16 protein-coding genes are annotated in these 18,377 nt (G+C 35.4%); 6 read left to right on the top strand and 10 right to left on the bottom strand.

All coding sequences use genetic code 11. From position 1 onward, the window contains the following. Nucleotides 1–56: 56 nt before the first annotated feature. Nucleotides 57–767, top strand: a complete 711-nt coding sequence (locus NMY3_RS02955; protein WP_320410472.1) for a thioredoxin family protein — start codon at nucleotides 57–59, stop codon at nucleotides 765–767. Between the two features lie 99 nt (nucleotides 768–866). On the opposite strand, the gene NMY3_RS02950 is transcribed toward NMY3_RS02955, so the two are convergent. Continuing rightward, on the bottom strand, nucleotides 867–2,303 hold the full coding sequence (locus NMY3_RS02950; RefSeq protein WP_196817457.1) for a cupredoxin domain-containing protein: 1,437 nt from the start codon (nucleotides 2,301–2,303) through the stop codon (nucleotides 867–869). A gap of 132 nt (nucleotides 2,304–2,435) precedes the next feature. After that, nucleotides 2,436–2,912 (bottom strand): VOC family protein, encoded by a 477-nt coding sequence (locus tag NMY3_RS02945; RefSeq protein WP_196817456.1) that lies wholly within the window; start codon nucleotides 2,910–2,912, stop codon nucleotides 2,436–2,438. Between the two features lie 328 nt (nucleotides 2,913–3,240). Between NMY3_RS02945 and NMY3_RS02940 the strand changes: the two genes are divergently transcribed. The 3 genes from NMY3_RS02940 (at nucleotide 3,241) to NMY3_RS02930 (ending at nucleotide 8,238) form a co-directional block, all read left to right on the top strand. Further along, on the top strand, nucleotides 3,241–3,621 hold the full coding sequence (locus NMY3_RS02940) for a hypothetical protein (RefSeq protein ID WP_196817455.1): 381 nt from the start codon (nucleotides 3,241–3,243) through the stop codon (nucleotides 3,619–3,621). Nucleotides 3,622–4,293: 672 nt separating this feature from the next. Beyond that, entirely contained in the window at nucleotides 4,294–6,729 is a 2,436-nt protein-coding gene (locus NMY3_RS02935; protein ID WP_196817454.1) for a sensor histidine kinase, read from the top strand. A gap of 483 nt (nucleotides 6,730–7,212) precedes the next feature. Next, nucleotides 7,213–8,238 (top strand): LLM class flavin-dependent oxidoreductase, encoded by a 1,026-nt coding sequence (locus NMY3_RS02930; RefSeq protein ID WP_196817453.1) that lies wholly within the window; start codon nucleotides 7,213–7,215, stop codon nucleotides 8,236–8,238. 325 nt (nucleotides 8,239–8,563) lie between these two features. On the opposite strand, the gene NMY3_RS02925 is transcribed toward NMY3_RS02930, so the two are convergent. Next, the gene (locus NMY3_RS02925; protein WP_196817452.1) at nucleotides 8,564–8,953 is read right to left on the bottom strand and encodes a hypothetical protein; all 390 of its coding nucleotides are present in this window, start codon (nucleotides 8,951–8,953) and stop codon (nucleotides 8,564–8,566) included. A 432-nt stretch (nucleotides 8,954–9,385) separates the two neighbouring features. On the opposite strand from NMY3_RS02925, the gene NMY3_RS02920 reads away from it, so the two are divergent. After that, nucleotides 9,386–9,904 (top strand): hypothetical protein, encoded by a 519-nt coding sequence (locus NMY3_RS02920; RefSeq protein WP_196817451.1) that lies wholly within the window; start codon nucleotides 9,386–9,388, stop codon nucleotides 9,902–9,904. Nucleotides 9,905–10,456: 552 nt separating this feature from the next. On the opposite strand, the gene NMY3_RS02915 is transcribed toward NMY3_RS02920, so the two are convergent. The 3 genes from NMY3_RS02915 to NMY3_RS02905 form a co-directional block, all read right to left on the bottom strand. Next, nucleotides 10,457–12,139: a S8 family peptidase gene (locus NMY3_RS02915; RefSeq protein ID WP_196817450.1), complete on the bottom strand. Its 1,683-nt coding sequence runs from the start codon at nucleotides 12,137–12,139 to the stop codon at nucleotides 10,457–10,459. Between the two features lie 392 nt (nucleotides 12,140–12,531). Beyond that, the gene (locus NMY3_RS02910; RefSeq protein WP_196817449.1) at nucleotides 12,532–12,747 is read right to left on the bottom strand and encodes a dodecin family protein; all 216 of its coding nucleotides are present in this window, start codon (nucleotides 12,745–12,747) and stop codon (nucleotides 12,532–12,534) included. Nucleotides 12,748–13,041: 294 nt separating this feature from the next. After that, nucleotides 13,042–14,004: a hypothetical protein gene (locus NMY3_RS02905; protein WP_196817448.1), complete on the bottom strand. Its 963-nt coding sequence runs from the start codon at nucleotides 14,002–14,004 to the stop codon at nucleotides 13,042–13,044. 362 nt (nucleotides 14,005–14,366) lie between these two features. On the opposite strand from NMY3_RS02905, the gene NMY3_RS16840 reads away from it, so the two are divergent. After that, nucleotides 14,367–14,492, top strand: coding sequence for a hypothetical protein (locus tag NMY3_RS16840; RefSeq protein WP_257719999.1), 126 nt, complete (start codon nucleotides 14,367–14,369; stop codon nucleotides 14,490–14,492). Between the two features lie 30 nt (nucleotides 14,493–14,522). Here NMY3_RS16840 and NMY3_RS02900 read toward each other — a convergent pair whose 3' ends face one another. The 4 genes from NMY3_RS02900 to NMY3_RS02885 all read right to left on the bottom strand — a co-directional run bounded on the left by NMY3_RS02900 (nucleotide 14,523) and on the right by NMY3_RS02885 (nucleotide 18,347). After that, nucleotides 14,523–15,164, bottom strand: a complete 642-nt coding sequence (locus NMY3_RS02900; protein WP_196817447.1) for a DUF1326 domain-containing protein — start codon at nucleotides 15,162–15,164, stop codon at nucleotides 14,523–14,525. Between the two features lie 119 nt (nucleotides 15,165–15,283). Then, on the bottom strand, nucleotides 15,284–16,297 hold the full coding sequence (locus tag NMY3_RS02895) for a DUF2182 domain-containing protein (protein ID WP_196817446.1): 1,014 nt from the start codon (nucleotides 16,295–16,297) through the stop codon (nucleotides 15,284–15,286). Then, entirely contained in the window at nucleotides 16,298–16,762 is a 465-nt protein-coding gene (locus NMY3_RS02890; RefSeq protein WP_196817445.1) for a DUF1326 domain-containing protein, read from the bottom strand. A gap of 796 nt (nucleotides 16,763–17,558) precedes the next feature. Beyond that, on the bottom strand, nucleotides 17,559–18,347 hold the full coding sequence (locus tag NMY3_RS02885; RefSeq protein ID WP_196817444.1) for an SDR family oxidoreductase: 789 nt from the start codon (nucleotides 18,345–18,347) through the stop codon (nucleotides 17,559–17,561). Between the last annotated feature and the right edge of the window lie 30 nt (nucleotides 18,348–18,377).

The following is an 18,377-nucleotide window of genomic DNA, read 5'->3' as shown; positions in this document are numbered from 1 at the left end:
TACATATATCCAATGTCCTTAAAAGAGCAAAAACAGAAAAATGATAAGAGAAGTATATCTCGGAAAATCATAAAATTGTTTCACAAAGTGAATGGATGGAGGCTCGTAAAGATCTACTAGCAAAAGAAAAAGAATTTACCATTTTGCGTGATCAACTTAATCAAGAGAGACGAGATCTGCCATGGGTTCAAGTTAATAAAGAGTATGTCTTTGATGGATCAGATGGAAAACAAACTTTGTCAGAACTTTTTGATGGAAGAAGTCAACTAATAATCTATCATTTTATGTTTGGTCCAAGTTGGGATGCAGGATGTCCAAGCTGTTCCTTTTGGGCCGACAACTTCAATAAAATAATTATACACCTGAATCAAAGAGATGTGACTATGATTGCTGTATCACGTGCTCCATACAACAAGATAGCTGCCTACCGAAAACGGATGGGCTGGGATTTTAATTGGGTTTCTTCTTATGACAGTGATTTTAATTTCGACTTCCACGTATCCTTTACACAAGAAGAATTAGCAAAGAAGGAGGCGTTTTATAATTATGTTGCACAAGACACAGGTGTTTCAGAAAAGGAAGGAGTCAGTGTATTTTTTAAGAACCCTATAGGTCATATTTTTCACACCTATTCTACTTATGCGCGTGGTATAGACATGTTGAATGTGACATACAACTATCTCGACCTGGTTCCCAAGGGTCGAGATGAAGGAGGTCATGAATTTCTGCAATATTGGGTTCGTCGTCATGATGAATACGGTAAATAGCATCCATATTCCTATTTATTTATACTCTTCCGGTATTGTCAAGTAGTTCTAGTCCGTGAATACAAGAAATGAGTTTTAATCTCATCTTCGCTACATTAGTTAACGGTTAATGATCTGATGGAGAGATTGTACCAGTTGGGAGAGAGTTCCATTATTAGACTTTGTACTAGAATTATTAATATCTTTAAACTTGTCTAGAATTCCACTTTTATTATTATCTGAATTACCAAAATCATTTGAAATTGGATTGACACTTGATGGGCTAGTATTTTCATTATGTAGCAAGGATGAAGTATTATTAATCAGACTTGGTGCCTGCTTGACAAACACTACTCCTTTCAAACTAGCATTATTTTTATCAAAGTAATCAAAACGTCCAGGTTGAGTAAAGTTGTAAGAAAAATTATCACCGGTATTCATATAGTCAGAATCAAAAAGTGGAATTCCATCTCTTCCCATCGTGGTTTCGTTGTTTCCTAAAGTATTATTGTTAACAGCAGTAACAGTATGTACAGATGAGTGATTGTTGGTCCATACGATGTTAGTGCCGATATCAACAGCAATTTCATTTGGTACAAAGCTTACCGTTCCAAAGAAGCCGTCCTTCTCAGTCGCTTTTATTTGAATATCTACTGTTTTATCTTTTTTCAGCTGGGCATTTTCACTACCTCTAGTATCGTTAACTTGGGAACTTTTATTAAGCTGACCTTCTGTTGATAAGTTCGCCTCTCCCTCCTTTGAAGCAGACTCGGTTGTGTTGTCTTTTAGTACAATTTGACTATTAGTTAAATTATTTGGCAAAATCTGGTTAGAACTAGTCAAATTAGACCCAGTAGAAGTAGTAGAAGTTTCGTTAGTGCCTGTTATTGATTTCTCTAATCCAATTGCAGATGTATTGAGATTTGTAACTAAAGGTGGTGTCAGGCCTTCATCATAGGACGCAGGTAAGAGCAACTTGAATGAGTGGATCATTTGTTCTACAATAGGAAAGTATCTATCAAATTTTTTCTCTTGTCCAACATAAGTAACAAAATATGCAGTATTGTTTAACAAAATTCCAGTTTCAAAGTTTTTAAGTGTAATAGGTTCTCGACCATCTTCGCCACTGAGGACTTCGGTAAAAGTCAGAGAATAAGCAGGTCGACCCGAAAGAGAGTCTGAAGTTGAAGATTCAATTAATGTAAAGTTATTGGCGATATCTTTGTAAGTGTTGATCGCTTCTGCTAAATACTCGTTCAGGTCAGCTTCATAGAAAATTCCATCGTCCCTATTTATCTGCACGTATTCAATGTAAGTATCATTATAGGTTTCAAACGGTGATACAAACTCTGCGATAAGGTTGACTCTGTCTTCAGGCGTTATGTCTGTTTCATTCACTGACCAAGTTGATGGGTAATTCATTGATACATTGTCATCGGAATTAAAATAATGATACATTTGTGTGGTCTGAACACCACTTACGTTTCCTTGATTTTGTCCCAGTATATAATTATCAGTAAGGTAGGGTATCAACAATAGAATTGATGTAATTGACATAAAACAAATCAAATTGCGATAGGTAATCAAATATTTCCCTATATTGCAAATAACCGTCTGATTGAAAAAGCTTTCGCGAATATTCGAGAATAATAAAAAACAATATTTTAGTCCATTTTACTTACCGTAAGGTTACTTTGACATCTTTGCAAAAGCCTCCTCTGCTGCCTTTTTCATTTCTTCGTGGGTAAGATCTTTTATGTGCGTCATTATTGACCATCGATGTCCAAAAGGATCCTCAATGCTTCCAAGTCTATCGCCCCAAAATTGATCTGCTACTAGATCTAACACCTTTGCTCCTTCAGATACTGCAAGATTGAACGTTTTATCTACGTCCCCAACATACAAAACCAAAGAAACGGGGCTTCCACCAATTGTAGTCGGCGAAAGGAACTTCATCTCTAAAAACTCATCTCCTAGCATAATTAATGAATCCCCTATTTCGAGTTCGGCATGAGCAACTTTCTTTCCATCAGGCATCATCATACATGCTCGTTGTTTAGCTCCAAATACCTTTTTATAATATTCGATAGCCTTTAACCCATCGTTTACAATCAGAGCAGGTGTGACGGAATGATATCCATCAGGAATTTTTTTGACTTCAGTCATAGAGCCTATTGATAGATGGTAGAATTTATTTTATCTAGATATCCTACACTTTGAAAATGATTTTGAAATATCCCCCGATTATTGATAAATATTCTATGATTTGTAATCATTGAGCATTGTGCTGATCATTTCTATGAGTTAATTTTATATGGACTTTTAATTCAAATATGAGCCCGAATCTCGCATTCACGATTTCGGATTACATTCTCTTCATTTTTATCGAATCCATAAAGAACTAGATTCCCTGTTTTAGAACAAGACTTGCTATGGTTGCAAAAACTAACGAAATGATATAAGGATATAAGGATAAATGTAATATCATTAACGTATGAATAAAATGAAATGTAAGAAAGAAATGCGTGTAGTTTTTGGAATTTTTTTTGTTTTTGGGATGGTATTGATAGTGGGAAAAGGTACTTTGGATTCAGTGTATGGTCAGACTAATTCAACAATGAACCAAACCAGCACGCCGCCCACTACTAACACTAATACCACCACTACCACTACTACTACTCCAGCAATAACAACATCGGCAGAGGAAGAAGCATCTGAATCAATAAAAGGAGCAATAACTGAGTCTGGATCATTTCTACGTAACGTTACGGAAAAAATTGCTACATCAAAGTCAGCAGGAGCTATCCTTAATGAAACTTCAGAAGTATTAGGTAACGCCTATGTTGAAGCTAAAAAATTCTTTAGCCTCAACTAACTAGTTGACCTCATACTAACTAGCAGGACTATTCATATCCCGAAACAAGGAAATATTTAATTCGAGGTATTCAAATTTTTCCCCAAGTTACAATCTTGTAAACATAAAACTAATGAAACAGTCATCAGTGTCGTAGGAAATTATTACAATAAATCCAAATTATTACAATAAATCCAAATTATTACAATACATCAAAAGAACCAACTCAACTGCGAAGTAATTTAACTGTACAAGAATAAAAATAAGCCAAAATAATAATTTAAAAACAATAGTAACTGTTAGGATAGAAACTGGTTGATGTCAAGTATATTGTTTACACAATTTCGTTTTAATATTGATATACTAGTAACGATTTTTCCATATACGCAATAGTCCTTTATCATTGTCGGATGTTTGTTCAGAAATAGGTTGTTGCTTTAGATTATACATGATTGCCTGACATGCAAATAAATCAAAACCCATCCAATACTATCCTCTTCTCAATTAATGATCTAACTCATAGTACAGGATGTCGATAGAACTCACGTTTTAGAGACACAGATTCCAATTCCATCTCCTCCCCTCCAAGAACTACGTGTTTTGACCAAAGGATGGGGTTAACAAAATATTAACATTCACAACAAGAAAGCGATATGCTTAAATTCTACGAAATCATATTGATATTGTTGAGTATTGACTATCAAAGACAATACCGAGAAGGAAAAAACAGGAAAAAGGCTTGAAGATAAGGAGAATAAAAAGTTGTCTATTCGATTAATCAAGGAAAATAAAAATTATAATTCAAATAATCAATATAGCTATTGTTACGACAAAAATCTCAAAACCATTAACAGTGATAAGAACAAAAATAACAATAACTCAATTGGGGAGAAAACTGTAGTTGTCTATGGTGAGGATAAAACCACGGAACTAATTGTACAGACACTTAATAATGCGAAAGATAGGTGGGATAATTACGCTAATTCCCAAGGGCCTACAGTAGCGATGGGTGTGGAACAATTGAGGAAAGGTATGAGACATGCATATGAAAGGGGTGTCAAAATCAAATACATTTCTGAGATTACAAAACACAATATTAATTATTGTAAAGAGCTGATGAAAATAGCCGAGGTGCGCCATGTGGACAATGCGAAAGGAGGTATGGCAGTAAGCGAAAGTGAATATATTGCTACAGCTAAATTGCAAGAAGCTAAACCTGTGTCCCATCTCATCCATAGTAACGTAATGGAAATCGTGGAGCAGCAACAGTATGTTTTTAAGAGTCTTTGGGCCAATGCCATACCCGCAACACAACGGATTAGGGAGATCGAGGAGGGTCATGAGAGAATAGAAACCAGGGTCCTTGACGACCAAGATGAAATAAACGATAAGATAAGATCTTTGAGTAAAGACGGTGAAGAAATACTAATTTGCTCAGATACTGGCTTGCTAAAAATAGTACATGATGGTTTTTTTTCAGTATATCAGGAAATAATGGAAAATTATGATAAGGGTTATCATAAGGGTGTAAGGTGGATCACAGACTTGAGTCGAAAAGAGGATGCCAACGTAGCCAAGTTATTCATGGATATGGGCATTAAAATAAGAAGCATTAGAAACTTGCCTCCACCAAACTTCTTAGTGACTGACCGAGTCTTTTTCTCAAACTCTGAAAAAATTGATCACAATCAAGATAGGAAAACCATTAAGCAGATGTTTACAACAAATGATGTTCTATATATCAACCAGTACAAATTAACATTTGAGGAACTATGGAAAAATGGCATAGATGCTGTAGACATTATAGAGGACATAGAAAGGGGACTTGATACTGAAAGAGTAGATATTATCTCAAGGTCAAACAATGCTGAAACCGCATATCTTGATCTGCTGAGATCCTCAAATAAGGAGATAATGCTAATACTTCCAACTGTAAACGCGTTTCTAAGACAATGGAAACTAGGAGTGTTTGAATTGATAACCCGAACAGCAGTGAATAGAAACGTAAAGATACGGATGTTGATCCCTAGCAACGAAAAGACAGAGAAATTTATTGAAAGGTTGGAAAAACAAAGTTTGTCGATATATCACACAAGTAATAATGATGGCAATAGTAGCAAGAAGATTCAGATAAGGTCCATCCAAACATTAACTGAAACAGGATCTACCATTCTTATAATCGACAAAAAGGTATCACTGGTAATGGAACTAAAGGATGATTCCAAAGAAAAGTTTCATGAAGCCATAGGGATTTCGACATATTCTAACAGCAAAGCGGGTGTTTTATCTTATGTTTCAATATTTGAGAATTTGTGGAATCAAACTGAAATATACCAGCAACTAAAAAAAAGTGAAGAGTTGCAGCAAGACTTTATTCGTATCGCTGCTCACGAATTAAGGAGCCCTATACAACCAATACTGGCAATTTCTGAAATGCTCAAATCAAATGTAAACTCAAAGGAATTAGGAAACTCTCAACAGATTCAGGTGAACAGACAAGAGATAAACGACTATATTGATGCTATTATAAGAAATGCAAAAAAAATGGTATCATTAACAGATGATATTCTAGATATTACCCGAATAGAAACAAACTCCTTGACTCTTAGGAAAGAGACCGTTGATCTAAGACTGTTTTTGCTAGAACAGGTGATGGAATACGAAAATCAATACACCAGTAAAATAGAAACTATGGATTTACATACTGTAACAAATTGTAACAGATACAAAACTCGCATAAATTATTCACAACTAAACAATAGCAGAATACACGAATCTCTTTTGGTTGAACTGGACAAGTCAAGAATCACACAAGTTGTTTACAATTTGTTAGATAATGCATTTAAGTTCACAAATGATGGTGACGCTATATATATTATACTAGATATAGAATTCATAAATGATCAAAAATATGTGGTTATATCCATAAGGGACAGCGGGAAAGGCATTGATAAGGAAATATTACCCAAGTTGTTTACCAAATTTACTACCATGTCAGAAAAAGGAATTGGCCTTGGATTATACATCGCAAAGAGTATAATAGAAGCCCATAGTGGAAGGATTTGGGCAAGGAATAATGTGAATGGAACAGGCGCCACCTTTTCGTTTACATTACCATGTGATGCATAGCATAAAGGTGCTTCAGTTGGATCTTGACTACAACGACAACCCTACTAACACAGGGAACTTTGTCCTCATGGGTCTTGTTATTTTTGCTTATGAGATGTGTTAATAGTGATACCAAATTGGATGGATGTTTGGATCCTTTTTATAATTTAATGTTCCGATGTGTATCTGAGATATATTTTTATCCAAAAAATCCTCTAACTGTCTCTCTTTCATGGGCTTTCCGAATCTAGGACTTGCATTTAGAACTTTCATAGGCAATATTTTATGATTATAAAATATTCGGATAGTAGTAAAGCTTTAGAATGTATTCCATACATAAGCTAGATACTATTTATATCGATTATAAGTTGATTTAATGATTATTTCCATTACTTGTTGAAAGTATTAGAAGGTTATTACAAAACAAGTATAATAATTCATACTTGCCAAGTTAAGAACTATTACTACTTTGTTTAAATAATATTCATATTTGATGTATATCAGATGCAGGTAGGAATTGACAGTTTTGCAGCTTTTCATGTCGATACCAAGAAATCAATAAGTTCATCTGAACGCTTGCAAAGATTGGTTGAACAAATTGAATATGCAGATCAAATTGGGTTGGACGTATTTGGAGTAGGCGAACATCACCGTCGTGGATTCCTTGATTCTGCTCCAGCTGTCATCTTAGGAGCGGCTGCAGCACGAACTAAACATATACGCCTTACCAGTGCAGTAACGGTATTGAGTGCAGTCGATCCCGTAAGGATATTCCAAGAATTCGCAACCTTGGATCTTTTGTCTGGTGGTAGGGCGGAGATGGTAGTGGGTCGCGGGTCATTTATCGAGGCATTCCCCTTGTTTGGCCTGAAGTTGGATGACTATGATTCACTTTTTTCAGAGAAGCTTGAATTACTCTTAAAGATTCGGGAAAATGAACATGTGAATTGGTCTGGCAAATATCGACCTGCTCTGACTGGACAGGGAATCTATCCAAGGCCGTTGCAGAATCCTCTGCCAATATGGATAGGTGTTGGTGGAACCCCTGAATCTTTTGTTAGAGCTGGGATCCTTGGATTACCTCTGATGGTCGCAATCATCGGGGGCCAGACACCAAGTTTCAAACCATTAATTGATCTCTACAGAGAGGCAGGAAAGAGAGCTGGCCATTTACCGCATAATCTTAACGTGGGTATACATTCGCTGGGTTATGTGGCAGAGAGCACTCCAGAGGCAGTTGATGACTTTTTTCCGGGCTATGTACATAGTATGAACGAAATCGGAAAGGAGCGTGGATGGTCTCCTATAACTCGTAGGGATTTTGAAGCCCAGCTGGGCCCAAACGGTGCTCTCCTCATAGGCAATCCGGAAGAAGTTACAGAGAAAATTATTAGATATAGTCAAGTGCTTGGTGGTATATCTAGATTTACTTTCATGATGAACCCCGCATCATTACCTCACGAGAAGCTTATGAGAGCTACGGAATTGATAGGTTCCCGAATAGCTCCGGCCCTACACAAACTCGATTAAATCGATTTACAATATGTTTAAGATACCATTATAGAAAATAGATACTTATTATCGTATTACAAAATACTGTTCTTTGCAAATACATCCATGGGCCGATTAGAAAACACATGGAATGTTGCAAAAATTAGACATAAAAGCGATCACTTGATAACAACCATCTTAATATGAGAGAAGATAAAGAAATCAAATCTTGCTAAAATAAACAAAGAAAAAGAAAATACGAGTTACAGAGAAAATTAAAGAATTACTAAGAATTATAGTTGAATAAATATTGAAAATAAGAGATTTCTTAAAAATTCATCTTCTCTAAACTTGGTAAAGAGGATCAGGATGTTAGAATGACTAGCATCCTAAGCTTTAGCAGTGACTCCATTGCATCAATTCCTAATAATCCTACTGCAGTATCTTTTAGATCCATTTTATGAATTCTTTCTAGAATACCGGCCAGTAAGGCGTGCTTTGTCCTCAACTGATTAATACTTTCTTCAATTATTTGGTCAAGATTCTTATCCTCTCCTATGAAAGTCAATCTCGTAGCGTGAGTCTTCAATAGCGATCTTACAGGATCAACTATTACTAGTACGCTAAGAACTTCTTTCAAATCCATGTCCGGAATTCTTTCTAAAATAGCAGTAAAAATGGGATACTTTGTTCTCAACTCGTCACTCTGTTCCTTAACCTTATGATGGCTAACATTTTCATTTGAAGTAGTCATAAGTCACAATCTTCACTCCCAATATTTAAGCTTACTTGTATGCTATGATTGTAGTTTCATGAAATTGGTGGTGTTTCTAATTCATCTCAGTTCAAAAACATATGAGATCTAGATCTTATGCCTTGTTAAGAATATCTCGAAGGATTCAAAGTACGTTATCCTTAATTGGAATGTCTCATAGAATCTTTCTATCCTACCACTTGTTTGAAAATGTTGTACTTTCCGAGCATTATCTTTCTACTAACTGAATGCATCTATTGAAACTGCTTTAATTTCGGCGAAATTAGTATAGTTCCAACTATCCCTTATTGAGGACTGGAACTCGATCATAATTCTTTATCTTAAATACGGTAATCAGAAATTGTGCAGTGACAGATTCACAACGACGGATAAATATAAATAGTATGGCAGATATTATGTATGAGATTCCATATGCAATTCTGTAAAGCAAAACAATGTATTATTCTACCTGTATTAGCCACAATCATCACTTTTACCCTCCTAAGTTTACCAGGATTAGGGAACCAATATGCAAACTCCCAATCTAACGAAACCAACTCGGCCACCAATACGACAAGTACTGGTGTTGAGCTGAAAGACATACATCCTTCGCCTTTATATTTAAAATCTGGCAGCAAATTTCAAATTATTGCAACAGTTGTTAATGATTCACCAAGTAAAATAACATTTACTGCAGGAGTATGCGATTCACCTTTATCTGCACAATTTCTCAACAATGTAGTAATAAGATATATTCAGGGCTGTACCGCAACATCACCTCCATTCGAATTAGAACCTGGAAAAGAAGTTTCTGTAGCCGGACCATCTTCTGACACAATCTATCAAGCATTAGCAGCTGGACAAACAACAGCGAGCGCCACTTTTCATTACCAGACTGAGAGCGGGCAGGTCACAAACATTACGCAACCTTTTGTATTCACAATAGGTTAGCTTTACTGTCCAAATCCTTTTTTTATAGCTTAGTGGCTTCGCCACGACGTACTGACTCGACTACGTTCTTATTCAATAGAAGTAAAACCGATGGTTGTTTTGTATCAATGATCCCAAACTTACCTGAACCCAGTGTATTTGTCTAACTTTCCCTGCAATCGAGTACCACATCCATTAAAATGCTCTTGTGTCAAACATATTGTGCTAAATCTATGATTATAAAATTGGAAATTACGACTTGTTTTTCAATAGGCTGAGAATAAAAAACAGGTTTGGTTGAATCTGCTTACCCATAACCAATGTTATTCTATATTACTTCGGTTGAAACTGCGCTAAAATTCATATAACATAATCTTTCTAATCTTTAAAAATCAAGTTAGATTGGATCTAGAGGTAATTTTAATAGATAAATCCGTGATAATACGGGATGGATTTGAGTCCCACTCCCGATACTTAACAGGAATCATAGAAATAGTATAAAAATACTATCTCATTTCTGCATCTATGCGTGTTTGTATACTTGTTCGTTAAACACTAGTATTAACAACATCATCAATAATTTCTTACGTACAACAACGGTTCCCTGTAATTATCTCTATCACTTGTAAAGTAACCATGACCTTTTCCATCACATGTTGTTGATGATGTTGATCCACCGCTTAATAACGCATTACGTACTTCCGAAGGTGAAGCACCAGGATGAGATGCCTCATATAAGACAGCTGCTCCGGCAACATGTGGTGAGGCCATGCTTGTTCCACTCATTGTCGCATACGAGTTCCCTTTGTAAGTAGAAAATATCTTGGTTCCAGGTGCTGCGATATCTACAACCGAACCATAATTGCTGAAACTTGCTAGTGTGTCATCCCTTCCAGAACCTGTGCTGGGACCTGTTCCCCCACATTTACCATCACTATCACCTATGGCTGAGACAGCTATAACATTGGGATTATTGGCAGGGGAAAATGTAGAAGCATCTTTTCCCGAATTTCCTGAAGCCACTACAAACGTGATTCCAGCCTTTACAGCATTGTTTATTGCAGTATCAAACGCAGAAGATTTACATTCGCATCCAAGGCTGAGATTAGCAACTTCTATTTGATTTGCATATTGCCTAATATAGTCAATACCTTTTATTATTGTCGATAAGGCTCCTGAACCGTTTCTATCCAAGACCTTGATTGCCCATAGTTTTGCTCCAGGTGCTACTCCAACTACCCCTATAGAATTGTCTTTAGCCGCTGCAATCCCTGCAACATGAGTCCCATGACCGTTATCATCATTTCCTGACGACGTACCTGAGACAAAGGATTTCTGATGATAGACGTTTAGATCGGAATGACTAGTATGTATTCCACTATCCAGGATGGCTATGTCGGTATTGATGACTCCGCCACCGCTCCCTGACTTGGTAGAGCTTAGGTCTCCATCAACCCTATTGACTCCACTTGGCAGTGTTTGAGCAAATGCTTTAACTACCTTGTCTTTTTCAATATGATCTACAAATGGGCTTTGTTCAAGTACCTCGATAATTCTTTCATTTGGAACGCTAATTGCAAATCCATTCAACACATCTTCATAAATGTAGAGTATTTCAGTCCCCTCAATATTTACCTTTTTTGCAACCTCTGAAAGAATGTCACGCAAATTCAAGACATCATCATTTAGGACCACAATGTATTGCCCCGGTATTACCTGTCCCATTTTGTATGCTGAGTAAGAAGGTGATGTAGATGATGAGGATGAGGATGGTGACAAAGAATTAGATAAAACATCAGAATAAGGCAATTTATCAAGGATAGAAGTAAGAATGCTGGGAGTTGTTGCTGTTGCTCCTTCATCTTTTTCGTTTCCAGAGCCCGAGCTGCCTATACCATCTATTGCATCATCAGAATAGAATGCATAATCATTAATTTTGCTTTCATCATTGGTTTTTGAATCTACGGATTTTTCATCCAATGTATTTTCATGAGCACCTTTGTTACCAGTTTTAGAATCTGAATCGCTTACATCATTATTGTCTTTTGTATTTAAACCGGGAATCATGTTGTATAATTCTTCTAAATTGTCATTCTCTTTGTTGTTATTATCACTATTAAAATCAAGAAAAGGGAGATCAGCAATACGACCGCTTTGTGCATAGGATATTGGCATAGAAATAGATGACGAGAATCCCATTGTCACTATAAAAAAAGTTACAATCAACTTTGTAATAATATTATGTTTTTTATTCATAAACACAAAATAATCATTTGGGCTAAAAGAAATGTCAAGATATCTTACTAAAGAATTCTTTCTATTTTAATAGTAGAAAATCATATGATCTGAACAGCGAATCATACGAAATTTCTGTATAATTTGACTAATATCATTGCTATATTTGTAGATGTCTAGTCAGTAGACCAGATAACTACAGGCTTATCAAAACCTAGCATACATAAAATTCATGTAAACAAAGACCATTCGATCGGTTTGGGTAACCGTTCTTTTTTATTTCGATAAGCAAATCAAAAATGGATCTTTATAGAGTCGCAATCACAATTTTTCATACCCAAGGCGTATAACGACAAAAGAAATAAAGCTAATTTATGGAAAAAATGAAATTCTAGTCCCTTATCTGCCGATCCTTAGGAATGTTCCACTCCGAAGGCTATCTTTACCGTAGAATGATATTCAGCTATTTTTCCCGTATTTGGATCCACTCTAGCTGTCATGTCGGTTAACTCAATTCCAGTTATACCATGAATTGTTTTTGTCGCTTCAGTTAATGCTATCTGAGCAGCATCCTCCCAGCTCTTGTCCGATGAGCCTACTATTTCTATTATTTTTGCTACATGTGTCATGTTTCAAATTAAAGAATATATGTTAAATAGGCAATCTAGTAACATGGTTTTGGTCAGGTAAATTGACATTTATTTTGATAATAAAAGTTATTTTAAATAACGAATAACCAAGAAATTCAAATCAAAAAATTGCTTGTTTAGTTATCAAAAAAATTAGAACAGATAAGATTTTAAATGAGACGACTACATGCATGAATTAATAAGTTTTCTTAGTTAGAAGACTGAGAATTTTGATATATTAAATATATTTTCAAATTAATATAGTCTTAAAATAATAATCATAAAAAATGAATGTTAGTCTTGTGCTAACGCATTATTCCCACTATTTACTTGATTTTGGAAACTAACGTTGTTACAAGAAACAGTTGCATCTTCGCCTGAAACACATTGGGAATTCTGTTCACTATCTTGATCTTGGCCTATACCTTGGTCAGCATCATTACCGCCATTGCCTTTTTTACCGTTTCCGCCATCTTGAGCAGCTGCATTGTTTCCATCATTATCTTGGTTTTGGACACTTACGTTGTTACAAGAATTACCCAGACTGCCACCAGAGACACATTGGGAATTCTGTTTTGACGATTGAGATTGGCCTATACCTTGGTCAGCATCATTACCGCCATTGCCTTTTTTACCGTTTCCGCCATCTTGAGCAGCTGCATTGTTTCCATCATTATCTTGGTTTTGGACACTTACGTTGTTACAAGAGTCATTTGTATCGTCACCAGAGACACATTGGGAATTCTGTTTTGACGATTGAGATTGGCCTATACCTTGGTCAGCATCATTACCGCCCTTGCCTTTTTTACCGTTTCCGCCATCTTGAGCAGCTGCATTGTTTCCATCATTATCTTGGTTTTGGACACTTACGTTGTTACAAGAGTCATTTGTATCGTCACCAGAGACACATTGGGAGTTTTGACTAGAAGATTGAGATTGGCCTATACCTTGTGAAGCACTGTTTCCATTGCCGCCATTGCCGCCATTGTCATTATCGTCATTGTCATCATCTTCGTCTATGGTTTTAGAACCAAAATCACCATCATAATCGTCACCATAGTGTGCTCTTAGGTTCTTGTCACATGCTTCTTCATTATCTTCGTAGTAATCTTCATCATCCTTACATTGATCTATATCCACTCCATAGTGTGCGAATGCGTTTTGAAAATTGGATGTTGTAGGACCAAACGTCATTAATGTAGCAAATACTGTTACAGCTAATACTGCAGTTAATTTTGTGTTATTTGACTTTAACATTCTATTCTTGCCTTCTTTAGTAATAATATATGATATAATAATTTTTGAATATACTTTGCAAATTTAGTTCTATTAAAAAAATTTGTAATAGTTTTCTATAAAGTTCTTATAATACTAATTTGGGATAGTTGTTTGTATTTGTCCAAACATTCGGTAAAATTCCTCAATTATAGATGAATAAATTTTTTGTCAGCCTCATCCTTCTCTGAATAGTAACAAAATCAATGAAGAAACATAGGTTGATTTCACAAAATTTGAAATATGAAAAGTTACCGATTTAGTTAATAGATGTATAATAACATCTATTCAGATAACATACCTGATATAAATGAGTCTAATAATTAGACCAGTGGAGGAAAAAAATGCAGAAAAATATTGAAAGATTGGTATTAGACTCACAGATTCATTTCCTCTATCATGGATATCCACCTGAGCAACTTTCTGGAGAATATGCTAGAGGATTAATCAAGATGGTTCTTGGCAAATAATAATTGCAACAGTTAGCTGTGTAACACTATTCATGGACCTTCCCAAGAAAACGGTATATGTTTGCTAGATTTGCCCTCTCTTTTCCATTTAAAACCCATTGCATCCACTTCATCTTTTAAGGCTGTTCCCCACGTAGCTACTGCACCTGGACCTACCTCACTACCTGGTGGATTTATTGTTTGAACCCGTTTACCTACTGGGGTCATTGGACCGCCAAGAGCTTCCGCTCTTGCAAGTACTTTTCCAGGGATTTCTGCACTCCAGTAGCTCAAATCATCTGAAATTTCAAATTTTATGGGCGCAAAATCTATCCCCTTAACCTCGCCTATTAATTTGGCTAATTCGGCCATAAATCCACCAGCCTTTCCACTAAATATCATTTGAAGAGCTTCTCTTTGTTCTTTGTCAGCACGTTCATCGAAAAAGAAACCAAGGTTTATTTTTGTAGCGCCTGCCCATATATTACCTTCAAACGAACCTAGACCTATAGCATTCAATCCGTCTAATGATATCTTACCGTAATTTCCGCTATTAATATGATATGCGAGTACACCCTCACAATCGCCATAGGTTGGTTCTTGTGCAAATTCACAGGGGCAAGGAATACTACATTTACATACGTCAAACCAATCTCCAGAAGCTTTCCAAGAAGGTATACTATTTGTGGTCATACATACTGATTAGTCTAATAAAATTTAAAGTACATTATTTCGTTTGAAGTATTTGTCGGTAGAGCCTTTAATGTAAAAATATTTCAAGAATTTTTGGTTAAATGAATTTTTCTTACTACCTATTTTGACATGTTCATGTTCATGTTCATGTTCATGTTCATGTTCATGTTCATGTTCATGTTCATGTTCACAGTATTGTCAATTACGCTATCCCCTTTATCAGGATTTGAATTGCTCATATCCATCCTCTCCATTTTATGTAGGGATCCCATATTTTCATCTTCAGGCATAATCGATACTGTTCCTATCATTGTAAGTATACCTATGATCATAAAAACAATTCCAGTCGCTTTAGATACATAAATTCCCTTGGACCATATTTTTTCTGCAAAAATTATGCCTGCAAACAATCCCATCCAAAAAATATTCATCCAACCTAAGGCTATCATAAGAAGGAAGTAGGGCCAGCAGCATCCAAGACAATATAATCCATGATAGAAACCCATTGTTAGCCCGCTACTTACTCTGTTGCCCTTCCATCTTTTCATAAAAAAAGCCAAAGGAGATTCACAATATCCTAGGCATTTTCGTTTTAGAGAACTAAATTGATAAATACCTGAAATCAAAAGTATTATTCCTGCAACAATTTCAATATCTCTTGAACTGTGGCTAACAAGAAGACTGTTCATCACAATAGACCATACTACTAGAAGGAAAATACCAGTCAATGTCCACACCAAAAGATAAGTTCCTATGAACGCAGCTGTTTTGATTGGTAAACCGAAAGGCAAAGACATACAGGAAAATCGTCCATTTTTTTGTGGTTTGGAAGTATCAATCTCGGGTTTAAAGTTATCTAGTACAGAACTTGTGTAATAATCACTTTTATGATTATGACGACTATCGTCAAAACTCTTTGATATCAGCCTATTATATAGCAATATCATGGGAATAATTGCAGGAAACATCATGGCAGCCATTCCAATAGTCCAGCTTAATATAAAAATTGAGATTGCTATAGGATTTAAGGTCATCATTGCTTCCATCATGTCTGGTTGTCCTAAGGAAAAAATCCATGCAATTGCAGAAACAGAAATGATTGAAACTAGAATTATCTTTTGAACTTTATCCAATTAGGTTGCACTATTTTGTTTTATTAACTTGGTTGATACTATAACAATTAAAAATTGAGGATCCTGGTATTTTATAACTGAACATAATGCATTTTTAACAGGATGATCAAAATTGAGATATGGTGTAGCAATTCTCATCACTTTTTTACAGCCTCGGCAAGCTTCCAGATAAAACCCTAAGGAAGTTAATTGTGTATAATGTTCTTCGTCTGAATCTTTTGTAACAAATAACTGAGTACTTTCGTTATCTTCATGAATTGTTTTTTGCCGTGAAAATACACATGTCATGTTAATTCCCTGAAGGTTTGCACCGTCATATTTTCCAGAATGAATATGAAATAAAACCAGTGTTCTGCAAAAACCATTAGAATTGCATGGACATCCAGAATTATTGTTACATGTTTCAACATAGTATGTATTTGAAGTCCATGTTGGAATTTGATCTAGAAAGGAGGAAGATGACATATTACATTACCATAATGCAAACATATTAATTTTTGATATAATCAGGAAATGCAATTGTTGACACAATTAATAAATAATCTTGTTTTTGTGTGATCTTAATAGTCACATCTCTCCTTTTAATTCTTTGATTATTTTTTTGGTAATGCAGAAGTGTAATGGAATAAAAATATAGAAAATTATCTAATTTTGAATCTTTGCTACAGTTTGTAAAGCTATAATTACTATCATACCTGTACCTATATGAGTAAATATTTAACAATAATTCTCTGTCCTCCCTATGTAAGGCATGTATCAAGTCTCTCCATTTTTCACAAAGTCTTATCAAATAGTATATCTTTTCCTTTCGTTTTGCCATTATCTTGAAAAGTTAAGTCTGGATGTAGATTACTGTCAATCGCCTTTCTTCTTTCTTTGTAATCTAATATAGATAGCAATTTATAGTAATGAAAAAACGTGCTCATAATGATGGAATCAAAGGGAATAGGATTACAAGTATTAGATAGATATGATGTTTAGAGTTCAGCATTTTCAAAAATTAGGTCAAACGGTTGTATATCACTTTTATATGATAATTTTTTTAGGTTCAGACCAATTATCTTTCAATTTCGATCAATTGTCCGATTGATAGAATACTACGACCCATATTTTACCTTATAGGATTTTTGTTAAGTGTTACGTTGTGTATAATAGTGAAGGACAAAAGTATCATATCAAAGACAAAATATTTGATTAACATAAAAGGTAATTTAGTCAAATAATTCATTATTGAATCATTCTAAATTTTACGAGCCAAGGTTCAGATCCAGAATGGTTGTACCCGCAAGTAGATAGGAAACAAGATAGACGATGAAACTATCTTTTCATTAGGATCATTACCAAAGTACAGGTTCCCCGTCATAAAAGAATCCCCCACTCGGGCCATTATTTGGCAAGGTAGCAGCCCATATGATCCCCTACAACCTTTTTCTACTGGGCGTCCACCACGACCGCCCATGTCTGTTGCTACCCATCCAGGATCAATTGAGTTTACCAATACATTCTTTTGTCCTAATTCTGATGCTAATTTTCTAGTCAAAGCATTAAGTGCAACTTTTGATATACCATAGGCGGGTGTTCCACCTTCCATATAATGCAAGGAAGCTGCACCACTGGATATATTAACGATACGACCATAGCCGTTTTTTTCCATCAGTGGAATGAAAGCTTGACATAATAGCCATGGACCGTATAGATTTGTTGTCAATGCTTTACTTACCAATTCTAGATCTGCGTTAATAGTAGATTGATTTTTATCATATAGAATCGCAGCATTGTTAATCAAAATATCAAGACGTCCAAATTGTTTTTCTATCTTTGTAAAGATATCCTCTACATTACTTCTATTTGACACATCCAATTGAAAAAAGATTACATCCAGTCCCTGGTCTGTTAGTTGTTTAGCTGCAGCTTCACCTTTCGTAGGATCACGAGCGGTTAATAGAACAGTTATATCTAATTGCGAAAGTTGCTTACATGTTTCAAATCCTATCCCCCTATTGGCACCTGTTACCAATGCAATTTTTTTATTGGTTATTTTTCCATCCACATATAACACCTATCAAGTCTAGTTTATCTA

This window comes from Candidatus Nitrosocosmicus oleophilus (genome assembly GCF_000802205.1).
GTDB classification, from domain to species: domain Archaea; phylum Thermoproteota; class Nitrososphaeria; order Nitrososphaerales; family Nitrososphaeraceae; genus Nitrosocosmicus; species Nitrosocosmicus oleophilus.
This window is presented reverse-complemented; position numbering and strand designations above follow the sequence as displayed.

Coding starts and splice junctions, on each gene's coding strand:
- NMY3_RS02950 (WP_196817457.1), bottom strand. CDS start 2,303: ATGTCAATTACATCAATTCTATTGTTGATACCCTACCTTACTGATAAT.
- NMY3_RS02945 (WP_196817456.1), bottom strand. CDS start 2,912: ATGACTGAAGTCAAAAAAATTCCTGATGGATATCATTCCGTCACACCT.
- NMY3_RS02940 (WP_196817455.1), top strand. CDS start 3,241: ATGAATAAAATGAAATGTAAGAAAGAAATGCGTGTAGTTTTTGGAATT.
- NMY3_RS02930 (WP_196817453.1), top strand. CDS start 7,213: ATGCAGGTAGGAATTGACAGTTTTGCAGCTTTTCATGTCGATACCAAG.
- NMY3_RS02925 (WP_196817452.1), bottom strand. CDS start 8,953: ATGACTACTTCAAATGAAAATGTTAGCCATCATAAGGTTAAGGAACAG.
- NMY3_RS02920 (WP_196817451.1), top strand. CDS start 9,386: ATGCAATTCTGTAAAGCAAAACAATGTATTATTCTACCTGTATTAGCC.
- NMY3_RS02915 (WP_196817450.1), bottom strand. CDS start 12,139: ATGAATAAAAAACATAATATTATTACAAAGTTGATTGTAACTTTTTTT.
- NMY3_RS02910 (WP_196817449.1), bottom strand. CDS start 12,747: ATGACACATGTAGCAAAAATAATAGAAATAGTAGGCTCATCGGACAAG.
- NMY3_RS02905 (WP_196817448.1), bottom strand. CDS start 14,004: ATGTTAAAGTCAAATAACACAAAATTAACTGCAGTATTAGCTGTAACA.
- NMY3_RS16840 (WP_257719999.1), top strand. CDS start 14,367: ATGCAGAAAAATATTGAAAGATTGGTATTAGACTCACAGATTCATTTC.
- NMY3_RS02900 (WP_196817447.1), bottom strand. CDS start 15,164: ATGACCACAAATAGTATACCTTCTTGGAAAGCTTCTGGAGATTGGTTT.
- NMY3_RS02890 (WP_196817445.1), bottom strand. CDS start 16,762: ATGTCATCTTCCTCCTTTCTAGATCAAATTCCAACATGGACTTCAAAT.